A 12,521-nucleotide genomic window follows, 5' to 3' on the forward strand; every position below is an offset into this window, starting at 1 on the left:
TAATCAAAAATTCTGGCCGTGTTCGGGCGAGTCGGCTTACCAGCGCTGCTTCAGCAGATTGTTCGGCTGAATGCCGCCAATCGCATGGGCGTTGCTGAAGTGCTGCACGGCGATGCCCGCCTCGAACTCTTCACGGAAATATTTAATCGCGCTTTGCAGTGGCTCTACGGCACCTGGCGCGTGGGCGCAGAAGGTTTTGCCCGGGCCGAGGGAACGGCACAGCTGTTCGAGGGTTTCGATATCCCCCGGCTGCCCTTCGCCGTTTTCCAACGCACGCAGGATCTTCACGCTCCACGGCAGGCCGTCGCGGCATGGCGTACACCAGCCGCAGGACTCGCGGGCGAAGAACTCTTCCAGGTTACGCACCAGCGGCACCATGCCGATCTCGTGGTCTACCGCCATCGCCAGCGCGGTGCCGAGACGGCTGCCGGCTTTGCCGATTGCGCCGTATTCCATCGGCAGATCGAGGTGATCGGCGGTCAGGAAGTCGGTCCCCGCGCCGCCTGGCTGCCAGGCTTTGAAGCGCAGACCGTCGCGCATGCCGCCGGCGTAGTCTTCCAGGATCTCGCGCGCGGTGGTGCCGAACGGCAGCTCCCAAACGCCCGGATTTTTCACCCGGCCGGAGAAGCCCATCAGCTTGGTGCCTTTGTCCTCACTGCCGGAGATGCCGGTGTACCACTCCACGCCGTTCGCCAAAATGGCCGGCACGTTGCACAGCGTTTCGACGTTGTTGACGCAGGTCGGCTTGCCCCACACGCCGGCGCTGGCCGGGAATGGCGGCTTGGAGCGCGGGTTGGCGCGGCGGCCTTCCAGCGAGTTGATCAGCGCGGTTTCTTCGCCGCAGATGTAACGGCCGGCGCCGGTGTGCACGATCAGCTCGAAATCAAATCCGGTGCCGAGAATGTTTTTGCCCAGATAGCCGGCTTCGGTGGCTTCCGCGATGGCGCGACGCAGATGCGCCGCCGCTTCGATGTACTCACCGCGCAGGAAGATGTACCCACGGTAGGCTTTCAGCGCGAACGCGGAGATCAGCATGCCTTCCACCAGCAGGTGCGGCAGCTGCTCCATCAGCAGGCGGTCTTTATAGGTGCCCGGCTCCATCTCATCGGCGTTACACAGCAGGTAACGGATGTTCATGGATTCGTCCTTCGGCATCAGGCTCCACTTCAAACCGGTGGAGAAGCCCGCGCCGCCGCGGCCCTTCAGCCCGGAGTCTTTCACCAGGCCGACGATCTCGTCCGGTGCCAGGCCTTTGAGGGCCTTTTCCGCGCCGGCATAGCCGTTTTTGCTGCGGTATTCGTCCAGCCACAGCGGCTGCTTGTCATCACGCAGCCGCCAGGTCAGCGGATGCGTTTCGGGAGTGCGTACAATGTGCTTGGTCATTGATACTGCTCCAGTAGCGTCTCGATATCTTCAGGCTTCAGCTGACTGTGAGTGTCGTCATCAATCATCATGGTCGGCCCTTTATCGCAGTTGCCCAGACAGCAGGTCGGCAGCAGCGTGAAGCGGCCATCAAAAGTGGTTTGACCCGGCTTGATGTTCAGCTTCTTCTCGATAGCGGCCTGAATGCCCTGGTAACCGGTGATGTGACAAACAACGCTGTCACAATAACGGATCACGTGACGTCCTACCGGCTGACGGAAAATCTGGCTGTAGAACGTGGCCACGCCTTCTACGTCGCTGGCGGGGATGCCCAGCACTTCCGCGATGGCGTAAATCGCACCGTCCGGAACCCAGCCGCGCTGCTTCTGCACAATTTTCAGTGCTTCGATGGAAGCGGCGCGCGGATCCTCGTAATGATGCTTTTCGTGCTCGATCGCATCACGTTCTTCCGCACTCAGTACAAATGCATCAACGCCGCTCTGAGGAGCGGCTGCGTTGATGGGCTCGAGCGCATCATTGACTGCGTGATTGTCTTTTTGAGAGTGCATAATTAGCGGTCCACATCTGACATAACAAAATCGATACTACCCAGATAGACGATCAGGTCGGAAACCAGGCTGCCACGGATGACCGATGGGATCTGCTGCAGGTGCGCAAAGCTCGGCGTACGTACCCGGGTGCGGTAGCTCATGGTGCTGCCGTCGCTGGTCAGGTAGTAGCTGTTGATCCCTTTGGTGGCTTCAATCATCTGGAATGATTCGTTGGCTGGCATCACCGGGCCCCAGGAAACCTGCAGGAAGTGGGTGATCAGCGTTTCAATGTGCTGCAGCGTGCGCTCTTTCGGCGGCGGCGTAGTCAGCGGGTGATCGGCCTTGAACGGGCCTTCCGGCATGTTGTTCAGGCACTGTTCGAGGATGCGCAGGCTCTGGCGCAGCTCTTCCACCTTCAGCATCACGCGGGTGTAGCAGTCGCTGGTGCCGTCGCCGACCGGCACTTCGAAGTCGAAGTTCTCGTAGCCGGAGTACGGACGCCATTTACGCACGTCGAACTCGACGCCAGTGGCGCGCAGGCCGGCGCCGGTCACGCCCCACTCCAGCGCTTCTTTGGCGTTGTAAGACGCTACGCCGATGGAACGGCCTTTCAGGATGCTGTTCTTCAGCGCCGCTTTCACGTAGGAGTCCAGACGCTTCGGCATCCAGTCGAGGAATTCACGCAGCAGGCGATCCCAGCCGCGCGGCAGATCGTGCGCGACGCCGCCGATGCGGAACCAGGCCGGGTGCATACGGAAACCGGTGATCGCTTCCACCAGATCGTAGATTTTCTGACGGTCGGTAAAGGCGAAGAACACCGGGGTCATCGCGCCGACGTCCTGAATGAAGGTGGAGATGTACAGCAGGTGGCTGTTGATGCGGAACAGCTCGGACAGCATCACGCGGATGGTGTCGACGCGCTCCGGCACCTTGATGCCGGCCAGCTTCTCGACCGCCAGCACGTAAGGCATTTCGTTCACGCAGCCGCCGAGGTACTCGATACGGTCGGTGTACGGAATGTAGCTGTGCCAGGATTGGCGCTCGCCCATCTTCTCGGCGCCGCGGTGGTGATAGCCGATATCCGGCACGCAGTCGACGATCTCTTCGCCGTCCAGCTGCAGAATGATGCGGAACGCACCGTGCGCGGACGGGTGGTTCGGGCCGAGGTTGAGGAACATGAAATCTTCGTTCTCGGTGCCGCGCTTCATGCCCCAGTCTTCCGGCTTGAAGGTCAGCGCTTCCATCTCCAGATCTTCTTTCTGCTTGGTCAGCACGAAAGGATCGAATTCGGTGGCGCGCGCCGGGTAGTCCTTGCGCAGCGGGTGCCCTTCCCAGGTCTGCGGCATCATGATGCGCGACAGGTGCGGGTGGCCGTCGAAGGTGATACCGAACATTTCCCAGGTCTCGCGCTCGTACCAGTTGGCGTTCGGGAACACCTTGGTCGCCGTCGGCACGTGCAGGTCTTTTTCAGACAGCGCCACCTTCAGCATGATGTCGCGGTTGCGTTCGATGGAAATCAGATGGTAGAAAACGGAGAAATCCGCAGCGGGCAGGCCATCGCGGTGGGTGCGAAGACGTTCGTCCACGCCATGCAGATCGAACAGCATGACATACGGCTTCGGCTGTTTTCTCAGGAACGTCATTACTTCCAGCAACTGGTCAGGTTTAACCCATACCACGGGCATGCCGGTACGGGTGGCCTGAACAGTAAAGGCTTCCGGCCCAAAACGGTTGCGCAGTTCGCCGATCACCGGGTCGTCAAGGTGATCTCGGGTCTGCCAGGCAGGCAAGGCGTCGTGCGTCGTCAAATCTGTCATAATTTTTTTTCACCACACTAAAGGGTTATTCGCCGCAAGTTTCACTTTTCGCTGTGTTAACCAATAGCGCACTAAGATGGACGTTAAATGAACGTCTTAAATCTCGTCAGGCGTCCGGAGGTTGGTCACCGCGATGCGCTCGCCGTGTTTACGCTCTCTTTCAGACTGCATATTGGCGCGGTAAACGCCCTGATCGCCGACAACCCACGACAGCGGGCGACGTTCTTTGCCGATGGATTCCTGCAGCAGCATCAGCGCTTGCATGTAGGCTTCCGGACGCGGCGGGCAGCCGGGAATGTACACGTCGACCGGCAGGAACTTGTCCACGCCCTGCACCACGGAATAGATGTCGTACATGCCGCCGGAGTTGGCGCAGGCGCCCATCGAGATCACCCACTTAGGTTCCAGCATCTGCTCGTACAGGCGCTGGATGACCGGGGCCATCTTGGTGAAGCAGGTACCGGCCACCACCATCAGGTCAGCCTGACGCGGGGAGGCGCGCAGTACTTCCGCACCGAAACGCGCCACGTCGTGAACGGCGGTAAACGACGTCACCATCTCCACGTAACAGCACGAAAGGCCGAAGTTATACGGCCAAATAGAGTTTTTACGCCCCCAGTTCACCATGTCATGCAGCGCATGTTCGAGTTTACCCATGTAAACCGTGCGGTGGACCTGTTGTTCCAGGGGATCGGCGACGATCTCCTGTTTTTGCAGGGGATAACGGTCGTTCTCACCGTTCGGGTCTATGCGGGTGAGCGTATAGTCCATCTTAATGCCTCGCTGTTACTGCGGATGACTGTTGGTGTTAGTGATCGTGCTCGGTTTGCTGCGGCGTTGGGAACGCGCCGGAGTCCAATCCAACGCGCCGATGCGCACCAGATAAACCAGACCGGCCAATAGCACCAAAATGAAAATGGCGGCTTCGATAAAGCCTACCCAGCCGCTCTCGCGAACCGAGACCGACCAGGCGTACAGGTATAAGGCTTCAACGTCGAAAATAACGAAGAACATGGCCACCAGGTAGAACTTGGCGGACAAGCGCATGCGCGCCGTACCGACCGAGTCGATGCCTGATTCAAACGGGGTGTGTTTGGCGCGCGCCCGGGCTCTCCCGCCCAAGAAGAACGCACCCAGCAGCATTAAGCCGCAGAGCCCGATAGCCACGACGAGAAATACGGCGAGCGCCCAGTGATGAGCGATAACTTCAGTGGTTGTTGACATACTCTATGCTTACTCATCAAAAGTGGCGTCGATCGCGCTGCTCTTGTCACCGGCAGTTAGTGCGCCACATCGATTTAAGGGAAGGATAAATAACCACACAAACAAACTGCTTTTACAGCGAGTTAGGCAGCGTTTTTCTGTGGGCTTTTTACTCCTTTCTATAACCTTTTGTCAACTTTGACAAAAGTATCTACACACTAGTTTACATACGTATCATTTGATTAACATTTGATGCGCCAGGGGCTGGCTAAATCGTGTCAGTTAATTTTTGTGTAGAAACAGATAGATATAAACCAACGTGCACATTTCAGTTTTACTATACCATTGTCTCAGGAATTCCCTGTTCTTCCACTCACTACCTAGGGGTATTTTTTTGATCCAGGACACGTTTTCAGCATAAATCCTCAAAAAAAGTGTGGCCCTTTAACAATTTTCCTCAAATTAAGCCGCAAAAACGGCCGCTATAAGCTAACAAAATAACCCTGCTATTACCATGCCTTTAACCCATTCAATCTTATTGCTCAAAAAACAAACTCAGCGTCTTAAACCCGGCCAAACTCTCTTTTCAGTAACGCTTAAAAGTTAATAAAACAGTCAACTCATAACAAAATCGTCATTAAATCCCTATAACAGTAAAAATCGCCAAAAAAAGGACAAAAAAAACCTCCGCCGAAGCAGAGGTTTTCATCAGATCTAACGCCGCGGCGTTATTCTTCCTCGTCCACCAGGCTGGCGTCATCCTGATCGCCCTGGAGACCGGCTTCCGCGCCGTTGAAGCCATAACCGTCATTGCCGCCCTGCATGGCGCTGAAGATGGCCATCGCCAATTCGTTGCTGCACTGCGCATTTTTGCACAGCGCATACTGGGTATCCGGCAGCGGCGGCAAACCTTCCACCGCCCCCAGCACCCGCAGGTCGGGGCTCATCATCTCGATCGGCCGCGCGGTCACGCCCAGGCCGGCCTTACAGGCCGCCCGCACCGCGGACAGCGTGGAGGCAACGTAGGCGATGCGCCACGGGATACCGGCTTCGTCCAACTGCTTGATCGCCAGCGCACGGAACGGGCTTGGCTCATCCATCACCACCAGCGGGATCGGTTCGCCGGCCTGATAGTGATAATCGGCGGCGCAGTACCACAGCGTCGGCGATGTGCGCAGCACGATGTGCGGGTGCCCGGCCGGATCGGCCGTGGTCACCGCCAGATCGATCTCGCCCTCTTCCAGCAGATCGACCATCGTCGTGCTGCGCTTTACGCGCACGTCAATGGACAGCTTCGGATAGATGGCGGTCACGCGGTTCAGCAGGAAAGGCAGAATGGTATCGGCGGTGTCGTCGGAAGCGCCGATGGTCAGAACACCTTTAATATTGTTGTACATCAGCGAGGTACAGGCTTCGTCGTTAAAGCGCAGGATCTTCCTGGCATAACCGAGAAGCTGAATACCATGCTCAGTCAGGAGTTTGTTGCGCCCATGGCGGGCAAACAGTTCTTTGCCGACCAGTTGCTCTAATCGCTGCATTTGTTGACTGACGGCTGATTGAGTACGGCATACGGCGACGGCCGCCGCCGCGAAGGTATTCAAATCAGCAACCGCAACAAAGGTTCTTAGCAGATCGAGGTCGAGATTAAGTATCGGACGATTTGCAGTTGTCATAGTGTATTCTTCACTTTTTTAAATTCTAATTTACGAACTACTACCCTGGTGTGTTTCTCAGACGCCGTTGAAAAGGACGGAGCCTGTTATGACAGTACCCCACTCATAAGTGGAGGGCAAAAAAATTACTTATGATTCGTTACCTCTATCGCTTTTTAAAATGCGATCTATCGATGGTGCTTATAGAACGCGGGGGGCTGAATATCGGTAGAAAGGGAAAACCCCCACCGAACCTGAGATTTTACTCATTCATACTGCCTAATTTCCACTCCATTCGTGCTACTGAGAACCCTTATCAACCGGCGTTCAGACTGCATTACAGAGCAAAACAGATAAATAATTAACGCTACCGACTTCGTGTTACTACTCAATGAATTTAATAAATTCAATCAGTAAGATTTTTACTTTAAATAATAATCCTATAACCACATAAACAATGCTTAAGCTAAAATATAAAGTAAAGCTAATGTAAATATGCCATTTTCTTAGTGTGGTGCGCTAACCGACAACCCGCTATCAGACAACTCCGGTATTATCGTTCCTTTACAGTTTATTGAAGCCCATTCTCACTTTCGGCTTATCAGTTCACTGCTGCCGGCCGCGATCGCCGGCACGTCGCGTTTATCGATGCGGGATTTTACAGAACAAAACCCTAGTAAAATTATAGTTCATGAAATTATGAACCACAAAATAACTTTACCTTTGCTTATCATAACTAAAATCTCCCGTTACGACATGCATTTGCACCAAAGGCGTGCAAAACCCTTCAAAAGCAACTACGCCAGGAGTACATTGGGCGGGTTGCGGCGTCCCATGGTAGGAGCGCCCCTATCCCAGCAAAAGGCTCAACTTTTTATGTCCCCCATTGAGAAATCCAGCAAACTGGACAACGTCTGCTATGACATTCGCGGCCCGGTGCTTAAAGAAGCTAAACGTCTTGAAGAAGAAGGCAACAAAGTCCTGAAACTGAACATCGGCAACCCTGCCCCGTTCGGTTTCGACGCCCCTGACGAAATCCTGGTCGACGTGATCCGCAATCTGCCCACGGCGCAAGGCTATTCCGACTCCAAGGGCCTCTTCTCGGCGCGTAAAGCGATCATGCAGCACTATCAGGCGCGCAACATGCGTGACGTGACCGTTGAGGATATCTACATTGGCAACGGCGTCTCGGAACTGATCGTCCAATCCATGCAGGCGCTGCTCAACAGCGGCGACGAAATGCTGGTGCCGGCGCCGGACTACCCGCTGTGGACCGCCGCGGTATCGCTGTCCGGCGGCAAGGCCGTGCACTACCTGTGCGATGAGCAGGCCGGCTGGTTCCCGGATCTGGACGACATCATCAGCAAGATCACCCCGCGCACCCGCGGCATCGTGATCATCAACCCGAACAACCCGACCGGCGCGGTTTACAGCAAAGCGCTGCTGGAACAGATCGTCGAGATCGCCCGTCAACACAACCTGATTATCTTCGCCGACGAGATCTACGACAAGATCCTGTATGACGAAGCCGAGCACCATTCGATCGCCGCGCTGGCGCCGGATTTGCTGACCGTCACCTTCAACGGCCTGTCGAAAACCTACCGCGTGGCGGGCTTCCGCCAGGGCTGGATGGTGCTGAACGGGCCGAAGAAGCACGCCAAAGGATATATCGAAGGGCTGGAGATGCTGGCTTCGATGCGCCTGTGCGCCAACGTGCCGATGCAGCACGCCATTCAGACCGCGCTGGGCGGTTATCAGAGCATCAGCGAGTTCATTCAGCCCGGCGGCCGCCTGTACGAACAGCGCAACCGCACCTGGGAGCTGCTCAACGACATCCCGGGCGTCTCTTGCGTGAAGCCGCAGGGCGCGCTGTACATGTTCCCACGCATCGACGCCAAGCGCTTCAACATCCACGACGACCAGAAACTGGTGCTGGATCTGCTGCTGCAGGAAAAAGTGCTGCTGGTGCAGGGCACCGCGTTCAACTGGCCTTATCCGGATCACGTGCGCATCGTCACCCTGCCGCGCGTAGACGAACTGGAAATGGCGGTCGGCAAGCTGGGCCGCTTCCTGGAAGGCTACCACCAGTAATCGCCTGGGGCGCAGCGCCTTGTTGCGCCCTTCTCTCACTGCCCGGTTGCAAAATTCGCCGTCACTGCTTCACAATGGGGCCCTCACTTGCCGTTAAAGAGAGCACCATGAGCCAGAGCCATTTCTTCGCCCATCTGTCCCGCCTGAAACTGATCAACCGCTGGCCGCTGATGCGCAACGTGCGTACCGAGAACGTTTCCGAACACAGTCTGCAGGTGGCTTTTGTCGCCCACGCGTTGGCGGTGATCAAAAACCGCAAATTCAACGGCAACCTCAACGCCGACCGCGTTGCGCTGCTGGCGATGTACCACGACGCCAGCGAAGTGATCACCGGCGACATGCCAACGCCGATCAAGTACTACAATCCGCAGATCGCCCACGAATACAAGAAGATCGAAAAAATCGCCCAGCAAAAGCTGCTGGACATGATCCCGGCGGAGCTGCGCAACGATTTTCGCACCATTCTCGATGAGCACTACTACAGCGAAGATGAAAAGCAGGTGGTGAAGCAGGCGGACGCGCTGTGCGCCTACCTGAAATGCCTGGAGGAACTCTCTGCCGGCAACAACGAATTCACCCTGGCCAAGGCGCGGCTGGATAAAACCCTGGAACAGCGCCGCAGCCCGGAAATGGACTACTTCATGGACGTGTTCATCCCCAGCTTCAGCCTGTCATTGGACGAAATCAGCCTCGACAGCTCGCTGTAACCCCGCCGGCGCAGCCTCGCTGCGCCGTTAAAAGCCGTAGAGCCACGGCACCACAATCACGCTGACCGCCATCACCAGCAGGGTGAACGGCACGCCGAGACGCACGAAATCGCCGAACTTGTAATTGCCCGGCCCCAGCACCAGCGTATTGACCGGTGAAGAAACCGGCGTCATAAAGGCGGCGGACGCGGCGATGGCGATAATCATCGCGAACGGGTATGGCGAAACGTCCATTTCGCGCGCGGCGGCGATGGCGATCGGCGCCATCAGCACCGCCGTCGCGGTGTTGGAAATAAACAAGCCGATGGTGGCGCACAAGACGAACAGGCACAGCAGCATCACGCGCGGCCCCGCGCCGCCGGCGACGTCCATCAGCCCGCTGACGATCAGATCCACCCCGCCGGTCTTTTGCAGCGCCTGCGCGAACGGCATCATGCCGACGATCAAAATGATGCTCGGCCAATGGATCGATTTATAGGCGCTCTCCATATCGATACAGCGGAACTTGCCCATCAGCAGACAGGCGATCAGCGCCGCGATCGGGTTGGGGATTTCGTCGGTCAGCATCATCGCCACCATCAGCGCCAGGCAAAACAGCGCGTGCGGCGCCTGCGTGATGGCCGGCGCCACTTCGTCCACCTCGGCCGGTAGATTGAGCACGATAAAGTCGTGGGTTTTGGCCTGCAGCTGACGGATCGCCTTCCAGTCGCCGATCACCAGCAAGATGTCGCCCAGCTCCAGCGGCTCGTCCACCAGCTTGCCGCCCAGCGTCTCGCCGTGGCGGCGGATGCCCACCACGTTGAGATCGTAGCGGCTGCGGAACGCCGCTTCGCGCAGGCTTTTGCCCAGCAGCGCCGAGTCCGGGATCAGCGACACCTCCGCCATGCCGACGTTGCGCGACTGTTCAGAGAAGTAATCACCGCGCAGCACCATCGGCTCCAGCCGCTGCTCGCCGCAGAATTCGCGCAGATCGACCTGGCTGTCCGACATGTCGATCAAGAGGACGTCGCCCTCGCGCAGCTCGGTGCTGCCGGAAGCGCTGACCATCACCCGCCGGAAGCGTTTCCAGCGCTCAATGCCCACCACGTTGGCGCCATAGCGCGCGCGCAGGTGCAGCTCATCCAGCGAACGCCCGATCAGCGGCGAAGCGCTGCGGACAGCCAGCCGCCGCGCGCGGCCGGTCAGCTTGTAGTCGCGGATCAAATCGCGGAAGGTTCGGCGCTGCCAGTCATCGCCGGCTTTGCCCGTGTCACCGCTACCCAGCCAACGCCGAGCGATCAGCATGTAACCGACGCCCAGCGCCAGCACCGCCAGACCGATGGGCGTCACGCTGAAGAAACCGAAACCATGGATGCCTTCACGCACCAGTTCGCTGTTGACCACCATGTTGGGCGGCGTGGCCACCAGCGTCATCATGCCGCTGATGAGCCCGGCGAAGCTGAGCGGCATCATCAGCCGCCCCGGCGCAATCTTCATTCTCGCCGTCACGCTGAGCACCACCGGGATAAAGATCGCCACCACGCCGGTCGAGCTCATGAACGCGCCCAGCCCGGCGACCGTCACCATCAGCAGCATCAACATTTTGGTTTCGCTGCTGCCGGCCACTTTCACCAGCCAGTCGCCGACCTGATAGGCCACGCCGGTGCGCACCAGCCCTTCGCCGATCACGAACAGCGCGGCGATCAAAATCACGTTGGGATCGCTGAAACCGACCGTCGCCTCCTGCAGGCTGAGCGTGCCGCTCAGCACGAAGGCGATGATCACCAACAGCGCCACCACGTCCATACGCAGCTTGTTGGTGGTAAACAGCACGATGGCAATCAGCAGTAAACTCAGCACCCACAGTAATTCGCTGTTCAAAACGGCCTCATCCGGCAAATGTCCAAGGGCCTAAAAAATAGCATAAAAAAACCCCGCCGAAGCGGGGTCTAATCAATTAGGGTAAAGATAATGCCGCTCAGGCCAGCCGGCGAACGATCGCGCCCTGCGCCGTTTTATCGACGGCGATCTGCGCCAGCGAATCCAGCCGCAGGTCGACCTGCTCCAGCTTCGGCGCATCCGCCGGCGCGTTGACCGCGATCACCTGGCAGCCCGCGGCCAGGCCGGAGAGAATGCCGGCCGGCGCGTCTTCAACCACCACGCACTCGTGCGGCGCCAGCCCCAGGCGCTCGGCGCCCAGCAGATAGGCGTCGGGCTGTGGCTTACCGTGTTTAACCTGCTCGGCGGTGATGAACACCTCCGGCTGCGGCAAACCGCCGGCCTGGCGGCGAGCGCTGGCCACCGGCACCGAACCGGAGGTGACGATCGCCCAAGGGATGCCGAGCGCGTTCAGGCGCTCCAGCAGCGCAATCGCGCCCGGCAGCGCGCGAACGCCGTCGGTATCCTGCGCTTCCACCTGCTCTAGCAACTCGAACTCGCGCTGAATTTCCGCTTCGCTTTCGCCCGGCATAAAGTGGCGCAGAGAAGTAATGGCCTGTTTACCGTGAATGAAGTCCAGCACCGCTTGCGGGTTGACGCCGCGGCGTTCGGCCCAGTGCGTCCAGGCGCGCTCTACCGCCGGCAGCGAATCCACCAGGGTGCCATCAAGATCGAACAGAAAACCCTTACACTCCACAGAAAACCTCTTCTTAATCAAGCATTGATGATTTGCGCTATCTCAACGGCGCTCAAGTGATACTGGCGCGGACAGGCCAACCAGATCGCCAGCATGCGCTGGTATTTTTCCCACATTTTGGTCTGGGCGTTGAAACCGTGGCTGCCGGAATCGAAGTGAGTATAGCGCCCCTCGGTGCTGACCAGGAAACGCACGTAGCTCAGGTAGCGCGCCTCGGTGGCGGCGTCGAAGCCGAGAAACGCCAGGCGGCGCTCGTCCAGATCCTGCTTCTCTTTCAGGTTGCCCCAGGAAACCTGCAGCGCATGGTGCATCTCCATCACGTTGATGATGGTGCGGCACACCTCTTCACTCAGTTCGCCGAAGTCGCGATCCAGTTCGCGCATTTGCAAACCGAAGCCGCGTTCGACGATGGTTTGCAACCGGCGATAACGGTCGCCGTTGTCCGGATCGAGCAGGGTCATCATCTTGTACTGGTTCGACAGGATCAGCCGCTGGGCGTTGGTCATTTCCATCAGGATTTCCTC

Annotated in this window: 11 protein-coding genes; 2 read left to right on the forward strand and 9 right to left on the reverse strand. The window is 58.0% G+C overall.

Annotated features, from left to right (window positions below; all coding sequences use genetic code 11):
* Positions 1 to 36: 36 nt before the first annotated feature.
* The 6 genes from nuoF to lrhA form a co-directional block, all read right to left on the reverse strand.
* Positions 37 to 1,383, reverse strand: coding sequence for an NADH-quinone oxidoreductase subunit NuoF (gene nuoF, locus SSARUM2_RS16905; protein ID WP_033648045.1), 1,347 nt, complete (start codon positions 1,381 to 1,383; stop codon positions 37 to 39).
* The gene (gene nuoE / locus SSARUM2_RS16910) at positions 1,380 to 1,931 is read right to left on the reverse strand and encodes an NADH-quinone oxidoreductase subunit NuoE (RefSeq protein ID WP_033635327.1); all 552 of its coding nucleotides are present in this window, start codon (positions 1,929 to 1,931) and stop codon (positions 1,380 to 1,382) included. The genes nuoF and nuoE overlap by 4 nt, the downstream gene beginning before the upstream one ends.
* Positions 1,932 to 1,933: 2 nt before the next feature.
* Positions 1,934 to 3,730: an NADH-quinone oxidoreductase subunit C/D gene (gene nuoC / locus SSARUM2_RS16915; protein WP_004936036.1), complete on the reverse strand. Its 1,797-nt coding sequence runs from the start codon at positions 3,728 to 3,730 to the stop codon at positions 1,934 to 1,936.
* Between the two features lie 96 nt (positions 3,731 to 3,826).
* Positions 3,827 to 4,501 (reverse strand): NADH-quinone oxidoreductase subunit B, encoded by a 675-nt coding sequence (locus SSARUM2_RS16920; protein ID WP_004936039.1) that lies wholly within the window; start codon positions 4,499 to 4,501, stop codon positions 3,827 to 3,829.
* A gap of 15 nt (positions 4,502 to 4,516) precedes the next feature.
* Positions 4,517 to 4,954, reverse strand: coding sequence for an NADH-quinone oxidoreductase subunit NuoA (nuoA, locus tag SSARUM2_RS16925; protein ID WP_025303663.1), 438 nt, complete (start codon positions 4,952 to 4,954; stop codon positions 4,517 to 4,519).
* Positions 4,955 to 5,661: 707 nt separating this feature from the next.
* A complete protein-coding gene (gene lrhA, locus SSARUM2_RS16930; RefSeq protein ID WP_033653761.1) occupies positions 5,662 to 6,606 on the reverse strand; it encodes a transcriptional regulator LrhA in 945 nt (314 codons plus the stop codon).
* Positions 6,607 to 7,461: 855 nt separating this feature from the next.
* Between lrhA and SSARUM2_RS16935 the strand changes: the two genes are divergently transcribed.
* Positions 7,462 to 8,676 (forward strand): pyridoxal phosphate-dependent aminotransferase, encoded by a 1,215-nt coding sequence (locus SSARUM2_RS16935; RefSeq protein WP_004936047.1) that lies wholly within the window; start codon positions 7,462 to 7,464, stop codon positions 8,674 to 8,676.
* Positions 8,677 to 8,783: 107 nt separating this feature from the next.
* A complete protein-coding gene (gene yfbR / locus SSARUM2_RS16940; protein WP_025303666.1) occupies positions 8,784 to 9,383 on the forward strand; it encodes a 5'-deoxynucleotidase in 600 nt (199 codons plus the stop codon).
* A 27-nt stretch (positions 9,384 to 9,410) separates the two neighbouring features.
* Here the strand turns inward: yfbR and SSARUM2_RS16945 are convergent, their stop codons facing one another.
* The 3 genes from SSARUM2_RS16945 to SSARUM2_RS16955 form a co-directional block, all read right to left on the reverse strand.
* Positions 9,411 to 11,243 carry an SLC13 family permease gene (locus SSARUM2_RS16945; RefSeq protein ID WP_049213525.1) on the reverse strand — a complete coding sequence of 611 codons (1,833 nt, stop codon included), beginning with the start codon at positions 11,241 to 11,243 and terminating at the stop codon, positions 9,411 to 9,413.
* A 97-nt stretch (positions 11,244 to 11,340) separates the two neighbouring features.
* Complete coding sequence (locus SSARUM2_RS16950; protein WP_049213527.1) at positions 11,341 to 11,997, reverse strand: sugar phosphatase; 657 nt, start codon at positions 11,995 to 11,997, stop codon at positions 11,341 to 11,343.
* Positions 11,998 to 12,014: 17 nt separating this feature from the next.
* Entirely contained in the window at positions 12,015 to 12,509 is a 495-nt protein-coding gene (locus SSARUM2_RS16955) for a YfbU family protein (RefSeq protein ID WP_016926898.1), read from the reverse strand.
* Positions 12,510 to 12,521 lie beyond the last annotated feature (12 nt).

Origin of the sequence: Serratia sp. K-E0102, assembly GCF_029962625.1 — a bacterium.
GTDB classification, from domain to species: Bacteria; Pseudomonadota; Gammaproteobacteria; order Enterobacterales; family Enterobacteriaceae; genus Serratia; species Serratia sarumanii.